The sequence below is a fragment of the Bifidobacterium indicum genome, assembly GCF_036987015.1.
In the GTDB taxonomy this organism is placed as follows: Bacteria; Actinomycetota; Actinomycetes; order Actinomycetales; family Bifidobacteriaceae; genus Bombiscardovia; species Bombiscardovia indica.
In genome coordinates this window covers 1,359,737-1,383,945 of sequence record NZ_BTXM01000001.1, presented here as the reverse complement: position 1 = coordinate 1,383,945, position 24,209 = coordinate 1,359,737, and the positions used below count along the sequence as shown (strand labels likewise).

Below are 24,209 nucleotides of genomic sequence, written 5' to 3'. Positions count from 1 at the left end.
CGCAGCAGTCATCTATTGTACGGATTGGTGGCCTCTTGTCAAGTATGGGCGATTATGCGGGTCATCAGCCGGAAACCTTGGAGGTTTTGGCGCCGGAAAGGGGATAATGGACTCATGCCTATCAACATCCCCACTGGATTACCTGCCAGATCCATTCTGGATTCGGAGCGCATCTTCGCTCTGGAGACCCATGAGGCGGAGCGCCAGGAGGTGCGCCCCCTGAAGGTGGTCATCCTGAACCTGATGCCCAAGAAGGTGGAGACCGAGACACAGCTCCTGAGGCTGATCTCCAAGTCGCCCCTCCAGGTCGAGGTCGACTTCATGAAGACCTCCACCCATGAGGCCACCCACACCAGCCAGGACCACCTGGTCAAGTTCTACGAGAACCTGGAGGCCTTCGAGGACAACTACTACGATGGCCTGGTCGTCACCGGGGCCCCGGTCGAGCAGATGGAGTTCGAGGAGGTCGACTACTGGCCTGAACTGACCCGGATCCTGGACTGGGCCGGCAGTCATGTCTTCTCGACCATCTACCTCTGCTGGGGGGCCATGGCCGCTCTCCATCACCGGTATGGCATCAGCAAGCACCTGCTCGACCGTAAGCTCTTCGGGGTCTTCCCCCAGTACCTTCAGGACGAATACTGTTTCATCACCAACGGTTTTGACGAAATCTCCCTCCAGCCCCACTCCCGCCTGGCCGGGGTTGACGAAGACCAGGTGCGGGCCCGCCCGGACCTCCAGGTGCTGACCTGGGGTCCCCAGTCCGGCCCCGGCCTGATCTGCTCCCTGGACTTTTCGGAGATATTCTCCCTGGGCCACTGGGAGTATGACCGCGCCACCCTGGCCCAGGAATATCGCCGCGACATGGACAAGGGCCTTGATAACGTCCCCTTCCCGGCAAACTACTTCCCCCATGATGACCCCACCCTGGAACCCGTCTTCTCCTGGAGGGCCCATGCCAATCTTCTCTGGCGCAACTGGCTGAACTGGGTATATGAGACCACGCCGTACGATCTGGCCCGGGTGCCGGCCCTGCGTGCGGCCCGCGAGTTGGGCACGGACCGGTCGATCAGGCACGCCCCGGGTACGCCCCGCCGTGACGGGTATCTGCCCCTGGAAAGGGATGGGTACGGGTTGGTCAATGGGGGCGCCGCAAAGGTCAATGGCCTGTCCTAATCTTCACCCCGGTAAGTGTGGAAAGGGAGGGTTGATTACCCTGTCCGGTCATTTATGCGTCAAGTTCGCGTGGTGTTGATTACGGGCTTACGAATGATGGGCTACACTACCAATACGGTGCCGCTATAGGGTGTTTACGCGCTATAGTGAGCACTACGTCGTTTCAGGAGGCGATAGATGTTAGAGGCAATAGGAAGCGGGACGATCAGTTTGGCCATGGCCAAGCCGAGTGAACTCCCTTCCGTCGATGATTTCCTGCCTCCGGAGATTCTCTTCCAGGGGACCCCATTCGCCATGAACCGTATCATTCTGGTCAGGTTCGTCGCCATGGTGGTCATTCTCCTGGTCCTGGGCATCACAGCCGCCCGGGCCAAGCTGATTCCCTCGCGTTGGCAGGGGGCTATCGAGTGGGTCATCGAGTTCATCCGTGACTCCGTGGTCTATGACACCTTGGGCGAGGTTCGTGGCAAGCGGTACGTCCCCATGATCACGACCATCTTCCTGACCATCCTGGTCTTCAACCTCTGCGGCATCATTCCCGGCATGAACATCGCGGCCACGGCTACCATCACCATGCCCCTGGTCTTCGCCCTGTGGACCTTCTTCCAGTACATGATCACCGGCATCAGGGAGCAGGGGGTCTGGGGCTACTTCAAGGCCGAGCTCTTCCCGGCGGGCGTTCCGTGGCCCCTCTACATCATCCTGACGCCCATCCAGCTGCTGGAGATGATCGTCGTCAAGCCGGCTTCGCTGACCATCCGACTCTTCGCCAACATGGTTGCCGGCCACCTTCTGGTGGCTGTCAGCCTGGCCTTCGCCCAGTTCTACGTCATCGAGGCCACCAACAAGCTCCTTGCCCTGGCCGGCATCGGCTGGTTTGCCCTGGGCTTCGCCCTGACGGCCTTCGAGATATTCGTGGCCGCCCTGCAGGCATATATCTTCGCCATTCTTTCAACGGTTTACATCTCCATGAGCTACCCTGAGGAGGACTAAACCGATGAATCACAACCATGGACTCCGCCGAGTGGTGTCCCCTGGGGGACTCCGGACGGAGGTCTGAGGGGCTGCACCCTACAGAATTTTACGGTACCGATCGGGTCACAGCGGTCGGAACCGTGTCAAGATCCAAGAACCGGCAACGGTCTAGGAAAGGAAATTAAATGGACATCATCACTCTTGCTGAGGTCTCCGGCAATCTGAGCATCCTGGGCTACGGCATCGCCGCCCTGGGTCCTGCCCTGGGACTGGGCATCGCGGTGGGCAAGACCGTTGAGAGCATGGCCCGTCAGCCCGAAATCAGCGGCCAGCTGCGTACTACCATGTTCATCGGTCTGGCACTGATCGAGGTGCTGGCACTGCTGGGCTTCGTGGCTCTCTTCATCGCCTGATCCCATGCGGCGAACGCATCGTCATGATGCACAAGATGGCATGGCTTCGATAGCGGAAAGGAGGAGCCGATGAACGCGGTGGCAGCCGGAAACGGGATTGAGCTGTTCATCCCCAAGCTCTATGACATCGTATGGTCTTTGATCATCCTGCTCATTCTCGCAGTCTTCTTCTATAAGTTCTTCATGCCGAAGTTCCAGGCGATTTTCGATGAGCGCTCGGCCAAGATAGAAGGCAACATTCAGAAAGCCCAGAAGGCCAGGGATGATGCCGATGAGGCCAAGAAGGAGTATGAGGATCAGCTGGGCAAGGCCCGCGTGGAGGCTTCACAGATCCGGGATGACGCCCGGGCCGAGGCTTCCCGGATCGTCGCGGACGCCCGCAACAGGGCCGAGACCGAGGCGAACCAGATTACCGAGAACGCCCAGCGTTCCCTGCGGTCCCAGCAGCAGCAGGCCCTGGTCTCCCTGAAGGGGGAGGTGGGCACCCTGGCCACGGCCCTGGCAGGCAAGATTCTGGGTTCCCAGTTGCAGGACAATGCCGTGCAGTCCTCCATGATCGATTCGATCATCGCGGATGCCGGCAAGGGCGAATCGGACGGGCAGAAGGCATGATGATCGACAGGCAGACTGCGGGATCATCGTCCAAGCGGACAGGGAGGTGAGATGCGAGGAGAGACTTCACTGGCCTCCGATAGGGAGATTCGCGACAAGTACGCGCCCATGCTGAAGAGCAGGGGGAAGGATGCTCTCCGCGTCGCCACGGAGCTCTACGCCTTCGTCAATCTGCTGGATGCCAACAAGACATTGGAGCGGGCCCTGACCGACCCCTCCCGTCCGGCCGACGACAAGCAGCAGGTGATCGACCTGATTCTTGGCGGCAGGGCCGACCCACTGACCGTGGATATCCTCCATGATCTGGCGGCCCTACAGTGGAGCAGAATCGCCCACATCGCCAATGCTGCGGAGGATATGTCCGTGGATGCGACGGCCTATTACGCCGACGCCCGGGGCATCACCAACCAGGTGGCTGGCGAGTTGGCCCAGATTCACTCCGCCCTCCTGGGTATGCCCCTGGTGCTCTTCCACCTTTCGGATGAGTACAGCAAGCCCCAGGCCAGGGTCAACCTGCTGAAGTCCCTGCTGGATGGACAGCACTTGCATCCGGTCACCGAGCAGCTGGCCCTGAATGCCACGGAGGACCTGCGTGGACGGCGTTTCCCCGATACGGTCATGTGGCTGGTGGACAGGTTCTCGGAGCATATGGACCAGGTCATGGTCACCGTAACCACGGCGATTCCCATGAGCGACGAGCAGTCCAGCAACATCCAGGCGGTTTACGGCCGGAAGCTGGGCAAGGCGGTTCATATCAACTCGGTTGTGGATCCTTCGGTCCTCGGTGGAATGAAGGTCCAGTACGGGTCGGTTTCCGCGGATGGCACGGTGGTGACCCAGCTGAAGCATCTGCAACGGCTGATGGCCACGGCGGGCTGAGGCGGGAATGACTATGACAGACTTGAACAAGAAAGAAAATAAGGAGTGATCATGGCAGAAATGACCATTGATCCCGCTGTGGTGCGCAAGGCGCTCGACCAGTTCGTCGAGTCCTACAAGCCGACGGACACACCCACCCAGGAGGTGGGTCACGTCCGGACGGCCGGTGATGGCATCGCGCACGTGGAGGGACTGCCGGGTTGCATGGCCAACGAGCTGCTGACTTTCGAGGACGGCACCCTGGGCCTGGCTTTCAACCTGGATGCCCGAGAGATCGGCGTGGTCATCCTGGGCGACTTCGCAGGTGTCGAAGAGGGCCAGGAGGTCCACAGGACGGGGGAGGTGCTTTCGGTACCCGTCGGTGACGGCTACCTGGGACGTACCGTGAACCCGCTGGGTGAGCCCATCGACGGATTGGGTGAGATCAAAAGCGAGAGCCGTAGGATTCTGGAGGCCCAGGCGCCCGACGTCATGCACAGGCATCCCGTTGACGAGCCCCTGGCCACCGGTATCAAGGCCATCGATGCCATGACCCCCATCGGGCGCGGGCAGCGTCAGTTGATCATCGGTGACAGGCAGACCGGCAAGACGGCCATCGCTATCGACACCATCATCAACCAGAAGCGCAACTGGGAGTCCGGCGACCCCAGGAAGCAGGTCCGTTGCATCTATGTGGCCATCGGTCAGAAAGGCACCACCATTGCTTCGGTGCGTTCCTCCCTGGAGGAGGCCGGAGCCATGGAGTACACGACCATCGTGGCCTCCCCGGCCTCGGACTCGGCCGGTTTCAAATACATTGCCCCCTACACGGGTTCGGCCATCGGCCAGCACTGGATGTACGGCGGCAAGCACGTCCTCATCGTTTTCGATGACCTGAGCAAGCAGGCCGAGGCCTACAGGTCGATTTCCCTCCTCCTGCGTCGTCCGCCGGGGCGTGAGGCATATCCCGGGGATGTCTTCTACCTGCATTCGCGTCTGCTGGAGCGCTGTGCGAAGCTCTCCGATGATCTTGGGGGCGGTTCCATGACCGGTCTGCCGATTATCGAGACCAAGGCCAATGATGTTTCGGCCTACATTCCCACCAATGTGATCTCGATCACGGATGGCCAGATCTTCCTCCAGTCCGACCTCTTCAACGCCAACCAGCGACCCGCTGTGGATGTGGGCATCTCCGTCTCCCGAGTCGGTGGTGCCGCTCAGACCAAGGCCCTGAAGAAGGTTTCCTCGACCCTGAAGATATCCTTGGCCCAGTACCGTTCCCTCCAGTCCTTCGCCATGTTCGCCTCGGATCTGGATGCGGCATCCAAGGCCCAGCTCACCCGTGGTGCCAGGCTGACCGAGCTGCTCAAACAGCCGCAGTTCACCCCCTACTCCATGGAGAAACAGGTGGTCTCGGTCTGGATCGGCACGCACGGCAAGCTGGATGATCTGGATCTGGAGGATGTGCTTCCCTTCGAGTCGGGACTTCTGGACTACCTGGACCACAACACGGATATCCTCAAGACCATCAGAGAGACCGAGGACTTCACCGACGAGACGGAACAGGCCCTGGAAAAGGCCGTCGATGATTTCGCCAAGACCTTCGTGACCCACAAGGGGCAGACCCTGGATGGCCGTCAGGCCGACCAGCAGGAGGAGAAGCCCGTCACGGTCCAGCAGGAGAGACTGGTCGCCGACGGGGGCAAGAACGCAAAGGCCGGGAAGCGGTAGACGATGGCCTCACAACTCGCATTCAAGTCAAGGATCGCCTCCACATCGGCCTTGGAGAAGATCTTCAACGCCCAGGAGATGATAGCCTCCTCGCATATCGCCAAGGCCCGTACCGTGGCCATGGACGCGAAGCCTTACTCCGATGCGATCTTCGACGCGGTCCAGGCCCTGGTGGCCCATACCGATGACATCCGCCACCCCATCGTTCGTAAGAACGAGAAGAACCCACGGGTGGCGGTCCTGGCCCTGACCGCCGATCGTGGCATGGCCGGGGCCTACACCTCATCGGTGATCAGGGAGACCGAGTCCCTTCTGGAACGTCTGGACCAGCAGGGGCGTAAGCCTGAGCTCTTCGTCTATGGACGCCGAGGCATCTCCTATTACAAGTACCGCAACAGGGACATCGCCAGAACCTGGGAGGGTGAAAGCGACCGCCCGGGCGTGGAGGTGGCCAGGGAAATATCGGACGCACTTTTGGAGACCTACATGACCCCGGCCGAAAAGGGCGGGGTTGCCGAGCTCTACATTGTTTTCACCGAGTTCATCAACATGGTGGTCCAAAAGGTCCGTGTCCTGAGAATGCTGCCCTTGGAACTGGTTCGAAACGATGAGGAGGGTCCGGAGCAGGCCGTGGATTCCCCCGTTCCCGGAGAGCAGGACACCGGCGGTGAGCCCGATTCCCACTATGCCGCCCTGTACGACTTCGAACCCAGCCCCCAGAAGGTGCTGGACGCGGTGCTGCCCAAGTACATCCAATCACGTATCCATGAGTGTCTGCTCACCTCGGCCGCATCGGAGACGGCCAGCAGACAGAATGCCATGCACACTGCGACGGACAACGCCAGAAGCCTGATCGACGATCTGACCAGGAAGCTCAATGCCTCCCGCCAGGCATCGATTACACAGGAACTTACCGAGATCGTCGGCAGTGCCGATGCGCTCAACAAAGAGGAAGAGTAGGAACGCCAATGGTTGCAAAGCAAGCAGAGACGACCACAGCGAGCCACAGGCAGGATTCGGCCTCCAAGGGTCGGGTCACCCGCGTTCAGGGTTCGGTCATCGACATCGAATTCCCCGCGGGTCATCTGCCGGACATCTACAACGCCCTGACCGTGGACCTGAACAAGTCCTCCGATACGGAGGGGGAGTCCCTGACCACGATCATGCTGGAGGTCGAGCAGCACCTGGGTGATTCCACCGTGCGTACGGTGGCCCTGAAGCCCACGGATGGTTTGGTCCGCGGTGCCACGGTCACGGATACGGGAGGTCCCATCGAGGTGCCCGTGGGGGATGTGACCAAGGGGCACGTATTCGACGTGGCCGGAAACATTCTCAACAAGAAAGAGGGGGAGCAGATCGAGGTCAAGGAACGCTGGCCCATCCATCGCAACCCTCCCGCGTTTGATCAGCTGGAGTCCAAGACCCAGATGTTCGAAACGGGCATCAAGGTCATCGACCTTCTGACACCCTACGTCGAGGGTGGCAAGATAGGCCTCTTCGGCGGTGCCGGTGTCGGCAAGACCGTGCTGATCCAGGAAATGATCCAGCGCGTGGCCCAGAACCACGGCGGTGTCTCCGTCTTTGCCGGTGTCGGCGAAAGAACCCGTGAGGGGAACGACCTGATCGGTGAGATGGAGGATGCCGGCGTTCTGGAGAAGACCGCACTGGTCTTCGGACAGATGGACGAGCCCCCGGGGACACGTCTGCGTGTTCCCCTGACCGCCCTGACCATGTCGGAGTACTTCCGTGACGTGGAGAACCAGGATGTGCTGCTCTTCATCGACAACATCTTCAGGTTCACGCAGGCCGGTTCCGAGGTCTCGACCCTGCTGGGCCGTATGCCCTCGGCCGTAGGCTATCAGCCCAATCTGGCGGATGAGATGGGTGCCCTCCAGGAGCGCATCACCTCCACCCGCGGCCACTCGATCACATCACTCCAGGCCATCTATGTGCCTGCGGATGATTACACCGACCCGGCCCCCGCCACCACCTTCGCCCACTTGGACGCCACCACCGAGCTCAGCCGTGACATCGCCTCCAAGGGCATCTACCCGGCCGTGGACCCGCTGGCCTCGACCTCCAGGATCCTTGATCCCCGCTACGTTGGTCAGGCACACTACGACTGCGCCAACCGGGTCAAGGCCATCCTGCAGCGGAACAAGGAGCTCCAGGACATCATCGCCCTGATCGGCATCGACGAGCTGGGCGAGGAGGACAAGACCACCGTAAACCGAGCCCGCAAGATTGAGCAGTTCCTCGGCCAGAACTTCTACGTGGCCGAGAAGTTCACCGGCCGCAAGGGTTCCTATGTGCCAGCGGACGAGACCATCGAGGCCTTCACCCGCATCTGCGACGGCGCCTATGACGACGTGCCCGAGCAGGCCTTCTCCGGTATCGGCGGTATCGATGACCTGGAGAAGAAGTGGCACGACATGCAGAAGGAATACCAGGCATAATGGCAGGAACCGCAAAGACCTCGATGCAGGTCACCATCGTCTCGGCCGCCAAGCCCGTCTGGTCCGGCCAGGCCCGTTCGGTCACCGTGCCCGCCACGATGGGGTCCATGGGCATCATGCCCGACCATGAGCCGGTCCTGGCCCTCCTCAAGGAGGGTGATGTCTCGGTTCAGGCCTTGGACGGAGGAAAGCAGAGCTTCCACGTGGACAATGGCTTCGCCTCCTTTGATACCAACAAGCTGACCGTGGCCGTCGTCCACTACTTGGGCGACGGTCAGGACGGGAATCAGGGCTGACTGTTCGTCAGCCTGTCAGTGTCGGACCCATGCAGACGGTCCCATGGACGGGTTGACCTGTCCGCTGTGATTTGATGAGGGTCTGCCCCCTTGCGGGGCGCGGGCCCTCATCGCGTATTGTGCCGCCCCTGTGCCGGTCCTGCCACGGCCCCTATCAGGTCTATCGACGTCAGACATTGGACTGTGACGGATTGAGGGCATGCGCCAATGCGGTCGGGGTGGCCAGATGCGGACATGCTGATATATTGGCACACGTGCGAATCATTGTTGCCGACTGCTCGGCCGAATACTCCGGACGTCTCAACGCCTCCCTGGGTCCTGCCAGGCGGGTGATCCTGATCAAGGCCGACCTGAGTTGTCTGATTTTCTCCGAACTCGGGTCCTACAAGCCGCTGAACTGGATGAGCGCCCCCTGCACGATTCGTGAAATCGTCCCCGAAGATTCCGGCAGCGACGGCACCGCCGATGCCCTGGACGGGCAGGCCGACCTGGGGAACATGGATGAGGGCCACGCCGAGTCGGCCGCCCCCGAAGACCTGATCGCCGAGGAACAGGAAGAAGACCCGGCCGGTTCGGTTTGCAAGGTGCTCAGGGTGTCGGCCACCAAGTCCAGCGATGTCCTGACCATTCGGCTCTATCGGGTCTATTCGGACCAGACTTTCGATCTGGGTACCGATCCGGGTCTGGTCAAGGACGGGGTGGAGGCCCACCTGCAGCTCTGCCTGGCCCAGCAGATCGAGCGGATCGGTGAGGGGGCCAAGCTGGTCAGGCGGGAATACCCCACCCCGATCGGCCCTGTCGACATCATGGCCGTCGATGGTGAGGGCAGGCATGTGGCCATCGAAATCAAGAGGCACGGCGGCATCGACGGAGTGGAACAGCTCACCCGTTACTGCAAACTCCTGAACCGTGACCCCCTCCTGGCTCCGGTTCGGGGGATGTTCGCGGCTCAGTCCATAACCCCCCAGGCCCGCACCCTGGCCGAGGATCGTGGGTTCGAGTGCCTGATATTGGACTACGAGGAGATGAAGGGTGTGGAGAGCGACGAGTTGACCCTCTTCTGACAGTGACCGAGGCCCCCCGAGGGGATGAGATGGATGTCACACTTATGTAGTTTCTGCCCTCGAAATGGCTTGATACCACTAGATATAGGGATTGGCTCGGTGACACGCCACTACTGATGGTGTTGTACTTTCATCTCGACGTGTGTAGTGTTCAATCAACAGGTCCGGTTCAGGGCCGGTCGGGATTTCGCGGGAAGGGTATCCTGGCCGACTCTCCGAGTACCGGAGGATTTCGAACCTTAACACAACGGAGAAGGCGATTATGTCGATTACGGTCTATACCAAGACGCACTGTCCGCAGTGTGATGCCACCAAGCGTCAGTTGACCAAGCAGGGCTTGGACTTCGACCAGGTGGATCTGACCGCGAATCAGGAGCTGGTTGACCAGTTCATCGCCCAGGGCTTCAAGCAGACCCCGATCGTGGTTACCGATGAGTATGCATGGAGCGGGTATCGTCCAGACATGATCAAGAAGGTAGCGGCGGCAGCCAAGGTCTACGCCTGATCATCAGGACGAGGAAGGGCCCGGTTCATGAAAGATGAACCGGGCCCTTTTGTATACCCGTTCTTTTCTCCATCCATCAACGCCAGGCCATGGTCGGCGGTCGTCCGGATAACAGGATATTCGATTTTCATATAACCAGAAGCGCACGGGGAATCTGTTTTCCCCTAGGATGGGCACCAGAGTGCCGGGGCCTGTATTGGAATAAGGCAGAAAACGGGGGCTCGTGCAGGTAGCCGGGACTGGTTGTGGGCAAGGTGTCCCGGCAGTATTCCGTACAGATCGGCACCAAGCAATGAAACCAGGAAGAACGTCATGAGTTCATCGAACACGAGAGAGGCGGCCGTCGTCGGGCAGGTTCCGGCGGGGGTCGGGACGACCGGAGGGGAGGTAGGGGTATGAACTGGTCCTTTATGGCACAGAACGCGCACTTCTTTGTCAACGCCGCCTACGTTACCGTCTTCATCTCCTTCTTCGGCGTGGTCTTCGCCATCCTGATCGGCGTGGTCTGCGCCGCCCTGGAGGTCTCACACGTCCCCATCCTCAGCCCGGTAACCAGGGGTTACATCGAGCTCTCCCGCAATACACCCCTCCTGGTTCAGCTCTATTTCCTCTACTTCGGGCTGCCCAAGCTGGGGATCAGTTGGAGTGCCCAGACCTGTGCCGTCGTCGGTCTGGCCTTTCTGGGGGGCTCCTACATGGCCGAGGCCATGAGGGGCGGGCTCGAAGCCGTGCCCAGGATCCAGCGGGAGTCGGCCAGGGTCCTGGGGTTCTCACCCCGGCAGACCCTGACCCACATCATCCTTCCCCAGGCCCTGAGCAGCGCCATTCCCGGGGTGGTGGCCAATGTGATCTTCCTGGTCAAGGAGTCCTCGGTGGTCTCGGCCATCGCCCTGGCCGATGTCATGTACGTGACCAAGGACCTGATGGGGATTTCCTACGACACCTATGAGTCACTGGCCCTGCTGATCATCACCTATCTGATCATCCTCCTGCCCATATCGGTTATCGGTACCGTCCTGGAACGGAGGTTCGACTATGCACGGCGTTGAGATCCTCCTTCAGCCCGGTGTCTTCCCACGCCTCTTCTCGGGTCTCTGGGTGACCGTGTGGATAGCGGGCATCTCGGTCATCCTCTCGATTCCGGTCGGTCTCCTGGTCGGTTGGCTGATGACCATCCGCAATGGGCTGGTGCGTGCGGTCATGAGGGTCTACCTGGACTTCATCCGGATCATGCCCCAGCTGGCCCTCCTGTTCATCGCTTTCTATGGCTTCGCCCGGGCCTTCGATTGGAATCTGGACGCCACCGGGGCCTGTGTCCTGGTCTTTGTCCTCTGGGGAGGGGCCGAGCTGGGCGACCTGGTCCGGGGGGCACTGGAGTCCATCCCCCGCAGCCAGTACGAGTCGGCCTACGTGCTGGGTCTCGATTCCTGGCAGACCTTCCGGCGGATCATCCTGCCCCAGGCCTTCCGGCGGATGCTCCCGGCCAGCGTCAACCTGGCCACCCGCATCGTCAAGACGACCTCCCTGGCGGCCCTCCTGGGCGTCATCGAGGTGATCAAGGTCGGGCAGCAGATCATCGATGCGAACAGGTTCCTATACCCCCAGGCCACCCTGTGGATATATGGGGTGATCTTCTTCATGTATTTCTTCATCTGCTGGCCCCTCTCCCTGGTGGCGCGGCATCTGGAAAAGAGGTGGGCCCATGACTGATGGGCAGGAAAACCGGCTGGAAGCCGGGCGGGAATCGGCCGGGACCCTGGGCCCGACAGGGTCGGCCCGGTCGATGGAACCATTGCGATCATCCGGAACCACCGACCCGGAGGGGCGGACCGGGGTCGGGCAGAGGTCCGTGCTGGAGGTGGAACACCTGGTCAAGCAGTACCCCGGTGCAGATGTCCCGGTCCTGAACGACATATCCTTCCGGATCCCCAAGGGGAAGGTCTTCGTGGTCCTGGGCCCCTCCGGCTCGGGCAAGTCCACCCTGTTGCGGACCATTGCCGGCCTGGAGCCGATCCAGGGCGGCAGGATCCTCCTGGATGGGCGGACCGTTGAGTCCGGCGATGCCTCCAAGGGGGTCAGGGCACCCAGGGGGAACCGCGTCTCCGGCACCCGCAGCACCGACCTGCGTACCCGGATCGGCATGGTCTTCCAGAGCTATGACCTCTTTCCCAACAAGACCGTCCTGGACAACGTGACCATGGCCCCGGTCCTGGTCCAGAAGCGGTCCAGGGACGAGGCCCGGAAGGAGGCCCTGGAGCTCCTGGACCGGGTGGGGCTCGCGGACCGGAAGGATGCCTGGCCCAACGAGCTTTCGGGAGGCCAGCGACAGCGTGTGGCCATCTGCCGTGCCCTGATCCTCCACCCGGAGATCATGCTCTTCGACGAGGTGACCGCTGCCCTGGATCCCGAGATGGTCCGTGAGGTCCTCCAGGTCATTCTTGAGCTGGCCGACCAGGGGTTGACCATGATGATCGTCACCCATGAGATGGCCTTCGCCAGGGGGATCGCCGATCATATCGTCCTCCTGGACAGGGGGAGCCTTGTCGAGGAATCCGACGATCCCGAGCGCTTCTTCACCGACCCTGCCACGGAGCGGGCCCGGCAGTTCCTCTCCACCTTCACCTACGAGCGCAGGCGTGGAGACGGGGTCGGGGAACAGGCCCATCAGGCGGGTCAGGGAAATGTATAGATTTTTCCGGGGACCAACCCCGGGAGCCGTCCATGAGGGCGGACAACCAATAGGGAAAACAAGGAAAAGAGGGACTATGGCGGCAAAAGTGTTGAGCCGATTGGTTCGGGCGACGGTGGCGGTCGGGGCCTCGATCGTAATGATGGCCTCGGTCGCGGCCTGCGGTCCGTCCGCATCCACGCCCGGCGACGACAGGGGGAGCGAGGGCAGGTCGACGGGAACCTCCCAGTCGGCCCGCTCCCTGGATGCCATCAAGAAGTCGGGCAAGCTCAAGGTTGCCGTCTTCTCCGACAAGGCGCCTTTCGGATATGTGGACAAGGATGGCAAGTACCAGGGGTACGACGTGGTCCTGGCCGAGCGTCTGGCCAAGGATCTGGGTGTCGAACCCGAGTACACCTCGGTGGACCCGGCGGCCCGCGTGGATGTCCTGTCCAGCAACAAGGTGGATGTGACCCTGGCCAATTTCACGGTCACCGACGAGCGGGCCCGGAAGGTGGACTTCGCCAAACCCTACATGAAGGTCTTCCTGGGTGTGGTCTCGCCTGAGTCCGCACCCATCAGGGATGTCAAGGACTTGGAGGGGAAGAACCTGATCATCGCCAAGGGGACGACCGCCGAGCCTTTCTTCGAGAAGAACTACCCCAAGGTGAAGCTCCAGAAGTACGACCAGTACGCCGATGCCTACAGCGCCCTGCAGGACCACCGCGGGGATGCGCTGAGTACCGACAACACCGAGGTCCTGGCCTGGGCCAAGGCCAACAAGGGCTTTACGGTGGGCATCACCAAGCTGGGTGATGAGGCCACCATCGCCCCGGCCGTCCAGAAGGGCAACAAGGCCCTCCTCGATTACATCAACGAGGAGATCGTCAAGCTGGGCAAGGATCAGTTCTTCCACAAGGATTACGAGAAGACCCTGGCCCCGGTCTATGGCGATGCCGCGAACCCCGATGACATCGTCATCGAAGGGGGCGCGGACTGAACCGCGGTTAAGCGGTTATGACCCGGACCGGAGGTCCCACCCCGCATGTCGAAGGGTGGGGCCTCCGGCCTTGTCTGATGCCGGAAACCGGCAGACCCGTCAGTAGGCGGCCAGGATATCGACCACGAAGATCAGGGTGGAGTTGGCGGGGATGCCCGACTTCTCCTGATTGCCATACCCCAGATCAGGGGGCACGATCAGGAGCACCTGGGAGCCGACGGTCTGTCCGGCCAGACCCTGCTGCCAGCCCTTGACGACCTGATCCAGGCTGAAGTCGGCGGCCTTCCCCTTGTCCCAGGATGAATCGAACTGCTTGCCGTTGCTGGCCAGCCAACCCGTGTAGTTGGCACTGACCGTCTGGTGTTCGCCGACCTTGGCACCCTTGCCCTTGATCAGGGTCTGGGAGACCAGCTTGCCGTTCGGCTTGTACTTGTTCAGGTCCACGGAAGGCTTGCCCTTGTCGTCAAGGCTGATCTTGGGCAGGTCGGACGGAATGTCCTTGACCTCGTCACCCTCGGCCCGGGTGAGGTCCCTGGACTTGGAAACGAAGGTGAGGGCCATGATGTAGCTTGAATTCTGGCTGCCCTTCTTGCTGCCCTGCTGGGCGTTGCCGGCCTCCTGGTCATTGATGCCGATGGCGATCGTGGTATTGACCTTCTGGCCGAGGAAGGTGTCGTAATACGCAGGGATGGAGGACTTGCTGATGACGATGGAGCAATCCGGCTTGCCCTTGTCCCAGGTGGAGTTGATTTCCTTGCCGGTCGTGTTGTCGAGGGCCACGCTCTGTGTGCACACCCTGTCGCCGTCCTCGATCACGTCCCCATCACCCTCCTGGATGACCTGGTGGGACTGGTTCTTGACCTTGAGGGGGGTGTCAAAGCTGATCTTGGGCTTGGACCCCGGCTTCCCCTTCGCCGAAACCCCGCTCATCGTGTCAGCGGCGGATTTGGGGGTATCGGAGCCTGACGAACAGGAAGCGAGCCCGGCGCAGAGGACCAGAGCGGACATGACGCAGGCGAACTGTCGAACGGTAGTGCGTTTCTTCATGAATGTGGTCATAAGCCCCAAGTCTAGGGCGTAACGGAGATTTTGCCCCTCATAACGAGCCGATTATAAGTCCATCACTGTAGAATGTCGATGTTATGGAGCAAGAAACTGAAGGAACCGAACGTGAACCCCGGCCTGGCAAGCCGTCACGCCGTAGCACGATCATGCGTGGTGTGGTCACGCCGATCTTCGGGCTGTTGGCTGTGACCTGCATCGTTCTGGGCATCATGAACGCCACGGTATGGAAGCCCTCCCCCCATGTCGATGCGCGCGGCAGGGCCAATACGCGGTATGTGGTGACCGATCCGGGAGTGCTCCCCTTGGTAGACAAGCGGGTCAGTGTTGAGGCAACCCCCCTCAAGGCCGGGGCCGGGAGGTCACAGGTCTGTATGGCCCTGACCACGGCTCAGGATGCGGCCGGCTGGACGGCCGGGCAGGACGTGACCCGGATCAAGGGCCTCGATGATTGGGAGACCCTCGATGTCTCGCGGGGTAAGGTCTCGGGCGAACAGGTGAAGGACGGGGCCAAGGCTGTTCCCTTCAAGGATTCGGATATGTGGCGTCAGGTCGAATGTGGTGACTCCTCGGCCAGGATGAGGGTCAAGGTCGACAGGCCCGATCTGGTTGTCCTGGTCGACACCCGGCCCGACCAGAAGGAGTCAAAGACCTCCGCCGCCAAGACCGGCGTGAACCTGCAGCTCTTATGGGAGCGTAGCAATCTGCCTGACTTTGCCATCCCCTTCTACTTTGGTGGCGGTCTCCTGGCCGTTCTGACGGTCCTTTCCGCCACGGTCTTTGCCATGGACCCCGCCAAGCGGCGCAAGAAGCAGGTTGAGCAGGCGGAGGAGCTCGAGCCCGAGGTGAGTGTGGCCCAGGCCTTGGGCAGTGTGGTGGCACCCGGTTTGGGCAGAAGGAAGAGGGGTGCGGGCAGGCATCGCCGCCACGACCGGGATGCCCCTGTCGAGGCTTCGGCGGAATCAACCGGATCTTCAACCGGGACAGAAGGCTTTGTCGGTGGGCAGGAGCCCAAGGTGATCGATCCCCAGGTCAGGAACATGGTGGCCGATCATGAGGTGGCCAGGTCCGGTCCGAATCGTGACGCCGCCCAGGGCCGGAGTGACAACCATGGCACCTGGGAATCGGATCGTGCAGAGGGGCGGGATGCGTCCGTCGGCAACCAGCAGAGGGCCGGCAGGCAGACATCGCCCGTGGTTGTCCCCAGACCGGGTGCCTTGACCTATGCCGCCGCCCGTGGCATGGCCAATGCCAACCATACTGGTTCCGACAATGTCAGCCCTGCCGGTTCCGAAGCGACCGACCTGCCCTGGAATGCGGATGCAGGTCCGGTGGAGACAGCAGAATCGGGCGGGTCGGCTGCCGGTGACCTGGATGTGGATGATGATTCGCAGACCACGGTCATCTCCAAGGAGGAGATGGAATCCTACCTGGCCAGACTGGCCAATGAGGGCGATCTCGCGCAGGATGGTGATGAGCAGTGATGAGCAGGATGCATCGATTCGTAACCAGGCCACTGGTGGTGGTCATATCCCTGGGGCTTCTGTGTTCCTTGGCGGCCTGCCAGGGCCAGGTACCCCAGGTCCAGAAGTCCGGGACCCCGTCTTCGGGCACCGCCACCCGCACCCCCAATCTGACGACCAGGCAGGAGGCGGCGATCCGCAAGGAGATTGGTCAGGTCCTCGACAAGGCCAACGAGTCCAAGGATCCTGCAGGCCTGGATGAACGGGTCTCCGGACCCCAGTTGCAGATCAGGACCAGCGAGCTGCAGATCGCCAAGGCGACAGGCAGCCTGAATCCCAAGACCATCATCCCCACATCCATCGCCCAGACCGTCATACCCGGGGATCCGGGATGGCCCCGGTCGGTTTTTGCCATCACCACGACCACCGAGGACCAGCAATCCAAGCGTCTCTTGGTCCTCAACCAGGAGTCGGCCCATGAGAACTACAAGCTCTGGGGGGTGGCCCGGCTCTTCCAGGGTGCCCAGCTGCCCAAGTTCCCGGTTGCCACAATCGGTGCCCAGATGGGTTCCCCGACCGACGAGGGGCTCAAGGCCACCCCGGTCGAGGCGGTCCGCCAGTATGCCGACCTCCTGCAGAATTCCGGTTCCAGCCAGTATGCCAAGGATTTCGCTCAGGATGACTTCCGTACCTCCATGGACACCCTGACCCAGGCTGTCCAGAAGGGGATTGAGGCCAACCGCGGGTCCCAGGACCAGACCTTCTCCCCCCAGGATGGTGAGATCCGGGTCATGCACTCCTCAGAGGGGGGAGATCTGGTCGTGGCCCAGATCAATTCGGTCTGGACCAGGCACGCAGGGGAGGGGCGCGAGTCCACCCCGGCATCGGATGCTGAGAAGGCCCTCTTCGGCGACGGGAAGGCAACCAGCACGATGAAGGTCACCTACGTCAACGTCATAGCCCTGTATGTGCCCTCCTCAACCTCCCGGGATCAGATTCGGGCGGTGGGTGCCGAGCGAGAGCCCATCAAGGTGGAGGCGGTCTGAGCCGGCGAGATTGCGGTGGGTGAAAGACCGCCGGACCGACTAGATTGTCTGGAAGAGGTTTCATACGGGTAGGGGTCGAATGGCTCAAGGAGATATGAACATGGCGAGTAATGACAAGCAGGGTCAGCCCGGTGTTTCACTGGCGGGGGCGGTCGATCTGGGTGCCCTCAAGCACCAGGTGGATGCCGAACCGGGTCAGGCCGGAGGGGCGCCGGCGGCCGGCGGGTATGTGATCGACACCACCGAGGCCGGCTTCCAGGCCATGGTGCAGACCTCGACCACCTTCCCCATTCTTCTCCTGCTTTGGGTACCCACTGACGACAGGCTCTTCCCCCTGGCGACCAAGCTCGGCCAGGCGGTCAACGCCCAGGAGGGGAAGATTCAGCTTTCCCGGATCGACATCGCCTCCAATCCGCAGATTGCCCAGACCTTCCAGGTTCAGGGGGCCCCGGCCCTCTTCGCCCTCCTGGCTGGGCGACCCATGCCCATCCTGGAGGGATTGCCCACGGACGAGGAGTTGACGCAGATCACCGATCAGCTCATTCCCCAGGTCATCCAGATGGCTCAGAAGGCCGGCATCACCGGCACCGCCCCCTATCAGGAAACCGGTCAGGATGGGTCATCCACCGATGATCAGGATGCCCAGGCCCAGACTGTACCCCCGTCCCATCAGGAGGCCGACCGACTTGCCCGGGAGGGCGATTATGCCGGGGCTGCTCAGGCCTATGCCAAGGTGATGGAGGCCGACCCAGGTGATGACCTGGCCCGGCGTGAACATGCCAAGGCCCTCCTCATGAGCCGTTCGGCCAGTGCCGATGTCCGCCAGGTGCGGCAGGCCGCGGCCGATGCCCCTGACGACCTGGACGCCCAGCTGGCGGTGGCCGATGTGGACATGCTGGGGGGGCAGATTCAGGATGCCTTTGACCGTCTGCTGGATTTTCTCGGCGGGCATCGTGACCAGATGGAGCCGGTCCGTCAGCGGCTCCTGGAGTATTTCTCGATTCCCGAGCCTGCGGACCCGCGCCTGGTCAACGCCCGTCGGCGGCTGTCCACGATGATGTACTGACGTATTGTAGCTGTTCAGGAAGATTTCTGCAGGACTGCCGTGGTTACACGCATGGGGTGGGTGGCCATCCGAGCGGTGGCCCCGGTACCGTCTAGTGACCATCTTCAGGCCTTTCGGTCCTGTTGTATCCGAAATTGGTCAGGAAGTGCGGTCCATGCTCGGCAAGCTCCTGGTCGAAGGTATCCTTCCAGTGGCTGAAGGGTCTGTCGGCCAGACCGTCATTGGAGAATCGAGCGTCATCGGTGATTTCCGTCAGACAGAAGTCCGGGATGGTCAGGTCGGTCACCGGCCCGCTCCGCTCCACCTCGGCAACAATCAACGGTGCGTTCTTGTCGCCGAAAGCATCCAGGTTCCACCAGTCCTCGTCCAGCCAGATACCATAACGGTTCTTGACTATGGGGGATCCGCCCCTCAACACGAGCTCCTGGGCTATGCCGACGTCGATGGCGCGTTCAGCCTCATACCTGGTGCCGCCCACGGATGGACCCTTGGCCGTCATCGAAGCCGCGGTGAAACGGTCGCCGCTCTCCAGGAGGGTGTGCAGGGCATCGGTGTGGGCGCTCATGGGCAGCCCGTAGTCATTGGCCTGAAGGCGTATTCGGAGGGCATAGTTGTCTTCGTGCACGTAATAGCTCTGCACAATCAGGGTGGGAGTTTCCTCCCTTGTCAACTTTTCAGGCAGTCGTCTGCAAAAGAAACGGCGCTCGAATTCGAAATCCTTGTGTTCCTCATCCAACGGCATTCCTCCATGGTACGTGATGGGACCCGGCTATGCCATGCCCCGTCCCGGTCCGACCGGAAATGGTTGAGGACCGGTCTTGCGCGGGATACCGGAGTATCGATCCGGGCCTGGGAGTTCGAGGCGACTGCCTCGGTCTTGCCTGGAGTCGGTCGATTCGTACGCTGATATTCCAGTCGATTGTTCATTGAATCATCTGGAAATGCACCCATGCCCAATTCCTTGGTATTCCAAGCTTCTCGGCATGGTTGGCAGGCCGATCTAAGGAATTACCGGGTGGATTGCCGAATGTGAAGGCCGCTTGTGGTCAGGGGAGGGACACACTACAGTGAGAATCAGCCCGAGAGAAGAAAATCGGGGTTTGTTGGCGGCTTCGCGGAGCCGTGGACGGATGCAATGGCGCAACCAATACGACTCCGTGAAGTCTTGCCTTCACCGTAAACGCAAATCTGTATTTTCCTGTGCTGACACACCGCAAGGAGGGCCATCTCCTGCGACACCAGGGTCCGCTTCGGATGCATTTTTCGGCAAAGTGTCCTAAGATGGTCCCTGTTGCCCGTCTTCGGACGGTCATGTCGGGTTCGTAGCTCAGCGGATAGAGCGTCTGTCTCCGGAACAGAAGGTCGAGGGTTCGAATCCCTTCGAGCCCACTCCATCCATCACGTGCATGGCATCGTTCATCTTCCGTGATTGTCCCTCAGCCCTCGTCCACGATAAGACGATATCAAGTCGGTGGAATCTGATGTGAGCTTTCACACAAAGGACTTGCATTTGCTACGCTCTCGAGGAATTCAGCCCCGTTTGCACCCACCTGTCACGGGGTCTGGTGGGATAGTGGGAGATGGATATTTCGGCAGGTGCGGACAGTGCAAGGTGGCATCCCGTCCTGACACCGGACCAGATAAAGGAGATGGTCATGACCAATCAGATCAATGCGGGGGATGCGGTTCTCAGGGTTTTGGAGCAGTGGGGCGTGCCGCGTATATACGGTCTGCCCGGGGGATCCTTCGATTCCATGATGAACGCCATCCATGATGAACGCGATCGGATCGACTTCATTCAGGTGCGGCATGAGGAGGCCGGTGCCCTGGCGGCTGCGGCCGAGGCCAAGCTGACCGGTCGGATCGGCGTTTGCTTCGGCTCCTCGGGCCCCGGTGCCGTCCACCTGCTCAACGGGCTCTATGATGCCCGTGAGGATGGGGTGCCCGTCCTGGCCCTGGTTGGTGAGGTGCCCCAGCAGTTCATGAACATCGACTTCTTCCAGGCCATGGACGAGGTTCCCATGTTCTCCGATGTGGCCGTCTTCGACAGGGCCGCCACCAATGCCGATGGATTGCCCGGACTGGTCGACGAGGCGATCAGACGCGCTTACAAGAACAAGGGCGTTTCCGTGGTCATCATCCCCAAGGACCTGGCCTGGGCTCGGATCGAGGACCGGCCGGTTGCTTCGGCCGCCGATTTCCGCAAGCCCCAACCCCTGAAGCCCCCGGAGGATCTGGTGGCCCGGGCCGTCGAGATGATCCGGTCGGCCAAGGCACCCCTGCTCTATTTCGGACAGGGCGCCCGCGGTGCCAGGGATGAGCTGGTGGCCATGTCGGAGAAGTTCAAGATGCCCATGGTCTCAACCTTCCCGGCCAAGGGAATCGTCGAGGACACCTATCCGGCCTACCTCCAGTCGGCGGGACGTGTGGCCACCAAGACGGCCACCGAGGCCATTTATACGGCCGACCTTTCGGTCTGGATCGGGTCCGACAACCCCTTCGGATCCATGTTCGTGGCTCCCCATACCAAGGTCATCCAAATCGATATGGATCCCTCCAAGCTGGGCAAGCGCTTCCAGCCCAACATCGGTCTGGCCATCCAGGCGGATGCCAGGGAGACCCTGAAGGCCCTGACCGCGGCCGGGACCCAGCAGGAGGAGTCGGTCTTCTACCGGGCCTGCCTGCGGAGCAAGGAGAACTGGGACAAGTGGGTGGCCTCCTTCAACGGGGACACCTCAACCCCCCTGAGACCCGAACCGGTCTTCCACGTGATCGACCGGCAGCTTGGGGACAATGACATCGTCATTCCCGACGTGGGCAATGTCGACATCGACTTCCTCCGTCTCCTTCACCTGAAGCCCACCAACCGCTGGGCCGTTTCGGGCAGGCACGCCACCATGGGCTTCGCTGTTCCGGCCGCCCTGGCCGCCAAGCTGGAGTATCCGGATTCCACGGTCTACTCCCTGAGCGGCGACGGTGGATTCGCCATGCTGGGTGAGGAGGTCCTGGTCCAGCTCAAGTACCAGGCACCGGTCATCAACGTGGTCTTCTCCAACCAGACCCTGGGATACATCGAGGCCGAGCAGCGCGATGACAGCCACCAGCCTCTGAGCGGAGTGGACCTGCCCGATACGGATTGGGCCAAGGTGGCCGAGGGCTTCGGCGCCCTGGGCTTCACGGTGAGGACCCTGGATGATGCCCGTCGGGCCTTCGACCAGGCCCGCAAGGCCGACCGGTCCTCGATCATCGATGTGAAGCTGACCGGTGCCAGCCCCCTGGATACCCGTTACATGCGTTTCCCGGAGACCTGCAAGGACCAGGCACAGATCGATGAGTTCGTCAAGACCCACCAGGCCGGAGACCTGAAGTCCCTGGCCTACTGGATGGGTCTGGAAAGCCGGTCCCACTGATCCGGGGTCGGGTTTAGTGGTCTACTGATCCGATTGCGATGAAATGGTCCTGATAACCCCTCCTCGGGTACTGGCGGTTTATAGTTGGAAGCAACTCGACCGGAATTCCGGTCAGCCATCGGCACCTGCCGCACCGCCTGCCCTGGCGGAGGCCGGAAGGGCCTGCACCCGAGGAGGGACGTTCATGGACGAGGGTCTGGAAGAGATCGGTACACCCTATGCACCCCAGGCGTTGGGGGCCTATAGCCAGGCGGTCAAGGCAAACGGGTTCGTCTTCGTCTCCGGCCAGCTGGGCATCGACCCGGAGACCGGCGACCTGGTGCAGGGGACGGCCGGCGACCAGGCCGTCCAGGCCCTGAAGAACATCAAGAGCATCCTGGATGCTGCGGGCACCGGGATGGAGAGGGTGGTCAAGGCCACGGTCTACATGAGGAACGTGGAGGACTTCACCGAGGTCGACAAGGCCTATTCCCAGGTCTTCATCGGTTCGGTCCGGCCCGCCCGGGTGGCTTTTGGCAACAATATGATTCCCAAGGGCGCCCTGGTCGAGATCGACGTGATCGCCATGGCCTGAGCCCGGGGTGGGACCGGACGGCCGACTCGTCACCCGGCCCGCTAGACTTGGGGTCATGAGTCCTGAAGCACTTGCCCGTATCATTTCCTCTACCGCTGTCCAACTGGCCCAGGCGGGCGGTCTGGGTGACCTGGATGCCTCCATGGTTCCCGCCGCCGGAAACCTGGCCGTCATGAGGCCCAAGGACCGTTCCCATGGGGACTGGTCCACCAACATCGCCATGCAGCTGGCCAAGCAGGCCGGCATGAAGCCCCGTGACCTGGGGGAGTCCCTGGCCCGGGCCCTGGTCAAGGCCGACGGGATCGCCGGCGTGGACGTCGCCGGTCCCGGTTTCATCAACATCAGCCTGGATTCCGCCTCGGCCGCGGCCGTGGTCGATACCGTCCTCAAGGAGGGTAGGGCCTACGGGTCCAATGACCACCTCCAGGGGCGCACCCTGAACCTGGAATTCGTCTCGGCCAACCCCACCGGCCCCATCCATATCGGGGGGACCCGCTGGGCCGCGGTCGGCGACTCCATGGCCCGCGTTCTGGAGGCCAACGGGGCCAAGGTGGTCCGCGAGTATTACTTCAACGACCATGGCACCCAGATCGACCGGTTCAGCCGCTCCCTGGTGGCGGCGGCCCATCATGAGCCGGTTCCGGCCGACGGATACAGGGGTGCCTACATCGACGAGATCGCCCAGCGGGTGGTGGATGAGGCCAGGGCCGAGGGCCTGGATGTCCTGGCCCTGCCCAGGGTCAGGGACGAGGACGGTGCCGAGGGCGACAGCCAGCAGCGTGAGGCCTTCCGCAGCCGGGCCGTTCCGATGATGTTCGCCGAAATCCAACAGTCCATGAAGGATTTCCGGGTGGATTTCGACGTCTGGTTCCATGAGAACAGCCTCTATGAGTCGGGTCAGGTGCAGAAGGCCATCGATGAACTGCGTGGCCAGGGCGACATCTACGAGAAGGACGGGGCAACCTGGTTCCGTTCCAGCAGGTACGGCGACGACAAGGACCGTGTGGTCATCAAGTCCGACGGGAATGCCGCCTACGTGGCGGCCGACATCGCCTACTACCTGAACAAGCGCCGGCGTGACAAGGACCCCTGCGACGAGGCCATCTACATGCTGGGGGCCGACCACCACGGCTACATCGGCAGGATGATGGCCATCTGCGCCGCCTTCGGCGACGAACCGGGCGTCAACATGCAGATTCTGATCGGCCAGCTGGTCAACGTCCTCAAGGATGGCCGGGCCGTGCGGATGAGCAAGAGGGCCGGCAACGTGGTCACCATCGACGACCTGGTCGAGGCCATCGGGGTGGACGCGGCCCGGTACTCCCTGGCCCGAACCGACTATAACCAGTCCGTCGACATCGACCTGGACCTCCTGGTCTCCCACACCAACGAGAACCCCGTCTACTACGTCCAGTACGCCCATGCCCGGTCCAGGAACGTCGACAGGAATGCGGCAGAGGCCGGGATCGATGCCTCCAAGGCCGACCTTGCCCTCCTGGACACCGGGGCCGACAACGAGGTTCTGGGCACCCTGGCCCTCTACCCCAACATCGTGCAGACGGCGGGTGACCAGAAGGCCCCCCATCGGGTGGCCCACTACCTGGAGCAGCTGGCGGGGGTGTATCACCGCTGGTACAACCTGGAGCGGGTGGTCCCCATGGAGCTGACCGGAGCGGATGATCCGGCCAGGCAGGAGGCCAAGAACCCGGAGCCGGCCAGGGCGGCCGCCAGGCTCAGACTCAACGATGCGGTCCAACAGGTCATCGCCAACGGACTCGATCTCCTGGGCGTCTGCGCTCCGGACAGGATGTGACCGGACCGGTCGGATCAGGAC

23 protein-coding genes and 1 tRNA gene are annotated in these 24,209 nt (G+C 61.9%); 22 read left to right on the top strand and 2 right to left on the bottom strand.

Annotated elements, in window-relative coordinates:
* The first annotated feature begins 114 nt into the window (after positions 1-114).
* From AACP59_RS06060 to AACP59_RS05990, 15 genes are all read left to right on the top strand, one after another.
* Positions 115-1,176: a homoserine O-succinyltransferase gene (locus AACP59_RS06060; RefSeq protein WP_297315979.1), complete on the top strand. Its 1,062-nt coding sequence runs from the start codon at positions 115-117 to the stop codon at positions 1,174-1,176.
* A gap of 177 nt (positions 1,177-1,353) precedes the next feature.
* Complete coding sequence (gene atpB, locus AACP59_RS06055) at positions 1,354-2,169, top strand: F0F1 ATP synthase subunit A (protein WP_297315978.1); 816 nt, start codon at positions 1,354-1,356, stop codon at positions 2,167-2,169.
* A gap of 167 nt (positions 2,170-2,336) precedes the next feature.
* A complete protein-coding gene (gene atpE, locus AACP59_RS06050; RefSeq protein WP_015022486.1) occupies positions 2,337-2,564 on the top strand; it encodes an ATP synthase F0 subunit C in 228 nt (75 codons plus the stop codon).
* Positions 2,565-2,633: 69 nt separating this feature from the next.
* Positions 2,634-3,176, top strand: a complete 543-nt coding sequence (locus AACP59_RS06045; RefSeq protein WP_297315977.1) for a F0F1 ATP synthase subunit B — start codon at positions 2,634-2,636, stop codon at positions 3,174-3,176.
* 51 nt (positions 3,177-3,227) lie between these two features.
* Complete coding sequence (locus tag AACP59_RS06040) at positions 3,228-4,055, top strand: F0F1 ATP synthase subunit delta (protein ID WP_297315976.1); 828 nt, start codon at positions 3,228-3,230, stop codon at positions 4,053-4,055.
* A gap of 51 nt (positions 4,056-4,106) precedes the next feature.
* The gene (gene atpA, locus AACP59_RS06035) at positions 4,107-5,765 is read left to right on the top strand and encodes a F0F1 ATP synthase subunit alpha (protein WP_297315975.1); all 1,659 of its coding nucleotides are present in this window, start codon (positions 4,107-4,109) and stop codon (positions 5,763-5,765) included.
* A 3-nt stretch (positions 5,766-5,768) separates the two neighbouring features.
* Positions 5,769-6,725 carry a F0F1 ATP synthase subunit gamma gene (locus AACP59_RS06030; RefSeq protein WP_297315974.1) on the top strand — a complete coding sequence of 319 codons (957 nt, stop codon included), beginning with the start codon at positions 5,769-5,771 and terminating at the stop codon, positions 6,723-6,725.
* Between the two features lie 8 nt (positions 6,726-6,733).
* Complete coding sequence (gene atpD, locus AACP59_RS06025) at positions 6,734-8,221, top strand: F0F1 ATP synthase subunit beta (RefSeq protein WP_339350305.1); 1,488 nt, start codon at positions 6,734-6,736, stop codon at positions 8,219-8,221.
* Positions 8,221-8,517 (top strand): F0F1 ATP synthase subunit epsilon, encoded by a 297-nt coding sequence (locus AACP59_RS06020; protein WP_297315972.1) that lies wholly within the window; start codon positions 8,221-8,223, stop codon positions 8,515-8,517. The genes atpD and AACP59_RS06020 overlap by 1 nt, the downstream gene beginning before the upstream one ends.
* 254 nt (positions 8,518-8,771) lie before the next feature.
* Positions 8,772-9,581, top strand: a complete 810-nt coding sequence (nucS, locus tag AACP59_RS06015; protein ID WP_339350303.1) for an endonuclease NucS — start codon at positions 8,772-8,774, stop codon at positions 9,579-9,581.
* 262 nt (positions 9,582-9,843) lie between these two features.
* Positions 9,844-10,086: a glutaredoxin-like protein NrdH gene (nrdH, locus tag AACP59_RS06010; protein WP_297315970.1), complete on the top strand. Its 243-nt coding sequence runs from the start codon at positions 9,844-9,846 to the stop codon at positions 10,084-10,086.
* Between the two features lie 395 nt (positions 10,087-10,481).
* Positions 10,482-11,135, top strand: coding sequence for an amino acid ABC transporter permease (locus AACP59_RS06005; protein ID WP_297315969.1), 654 nt, complete (start codon positions 10,482-10,484; stop codon positions 11,133-11,135).
* Positions 11,122-11,796: an amino acid ABC transporter permease gene (locus tag AACP59_RS06000; RefSeq protein ID WP_297315968.1), complete on the top strand. Its 675-nt coding sequence runs from the start codon at positions 11,122-11,124 to the stop codon at positions 11,794-11,796. The genes AACP59_RS06005 and AACP59_RS06000 overlap by 14 nt, the downstream gene beginning before the upstream one ends.
* 73 nt (positions 11,797-11,869) lie before the next feature.
* Positions 11,870-12,775, top strand: a complete 906-nt coding sequence (locus tag AACP59_RS05995; protein ID WP_297316040.1) for an amino acid ABC transporter ATP-binding protein — start codon at positions 11,870-11,872, stop codon at positions 12,773-12,775.
* Positions 12,776-12,851: 76 nt separating this feature from the next.
* Positions 12,852-13,754 (top strand): cysteine ABC transporter substrate-binding protein, encoded by a 903-nt coding sequence (locus AACP59_RS05990; protein ID WP_297315967.1) that lies wholly within the window; start codon positions 12,852-12,854, stop codon positions 13,752-13,754.
* A gap of 99 nt (positions 13,755-13,853) precedes the next feature.
* Here the strand turns inward: AACP59_RS05990 and AACP59_RS05985 are convergent, their stop codons facing one another.
* On the bottom strand, positions 13,854-14,801 hold the full coding sequence (locus AACP59_RS05985) for an FKBP-type peptidyl-prolyl cis-trans isomerase (protein ID WP_339350301.1): 948 nt from the start codon (positions 14,799-14,801) through the stop codon (positions 13,854-13,856).
* Positions 14,802-14,896: 95 nt separating this feature from the next.
* Here AACP59_RS05985 and AACP59_RS05980 point away from each other — a divergent pair, with 95 nt between their 5' ends.
* The 3 genes from AACP59_RS05980 to AACP59_RS05970 all read left to right on the top strand — a co-directional run bounded on the left by AACP59_RS05980 (position 14,897) and on the right by AACP59_RS05970 (position 18,391).
* Positions 14,897-16,300: a hypothetical protein gene (locus tag AACP59_RS05980; protein WP_339350299.1), complete on the top strand. Its 1,404-nt coding sequence runs from the start codon at positions 14,897-14,899 to the stop codon at positions 16,298-16,300.
* A gap of 8 nt (positions 16,301-16,308) precedes the next feature.
* On the top strand, positions 16,309-17,325 hold the full coding sequence (locus AACP59_RS05975) for a DUF8094 domain-containing protein (RefSeq protein ID WP_339350424.1): 1,017 nt from the start codon (positions 16,309-16,311) through the stop codon (positions 17,323-17,325).
* A 100-nt stretch (positions 17,326-17,425) separates the two neighbouring features.
* Complete coding sequence (locus AACP59_RS05970; protein WP_297315964.1) at positions 17,426-18,391, top strand: tetratricopeptide repeat protein; 966 nt, start codon at positions 17,426-17,428, stop codon at positions 18,389-18,391.
* A gap of 91 nt (positions 18,392-18,482) precedes the next feature.
* Here the strand turns inward: AACP59_RS05970 and AACP59_RS05965 are convergent, their stop codons facing one another.
* Entirely contained in the window at positions 18,483-19,127 is a 645-nt protein-coding gene (locus AACP59_RS05965; protein WP_339350297.1) for a CYTH domain-containing protein, read from the bottom strand.
* 580 nt (positions 19,128-19,707) lie between these two features.
* Here AACP59_RS05965 and AACP59_RS05960 point away from each other — a divergent pair.
* The 4 genes from AACP59_RS05960 to argS all read left to right on the top strand — a co-directional run bounded on the left by AACP59_RS05960 (position 19,708) and on the right by argS (position 24,188).
* Positions 19,708-19,780, top strand: a tRNA-Arg gene (locus tag AACP59_RS05960).
* Between the two features lie 266 nt (positions 19,781-20,046).
* Positions 20,047-21,801 carry a pyruvate oxidase gene (gene spxB, locus AACP59_RS05955; protein ID WP_297315962.1) on the top strand — a complete coding sequence of 585 codons (1,755 nt, stop codon included), beginning with the start codon at positions 20,047-20,049 and terminating at the stop codon, positions 21,799-21,801.
* A 184-nt stretch (positions 21,802-21,985) separates the two neighbouring features.
* A complete protein-coding gene (locus AACP59_RS05950; RefSeq protein WP_297315961.1) occupies positions 21,986-22,375 on the top strand; it encodes a Rid family detoxifying hydrolase in 390 nt (129 codons plus the stop codon).
* 55 nt (positions 22,376-22,430) lie between these two features.
* On the top strand, positions 22,431-24,188 hold the full coding sequence (gene argS / locus AACP59_RS05945; protein WP_297315960.1) for an arginine--tRNA ligase: 1,758 nt from the start codon (positions 22,431-22,433) through the stop codon (positions 24,186-24,188).
* Positions 24,189-24,209: the final 21 nt, after the last annotated feature.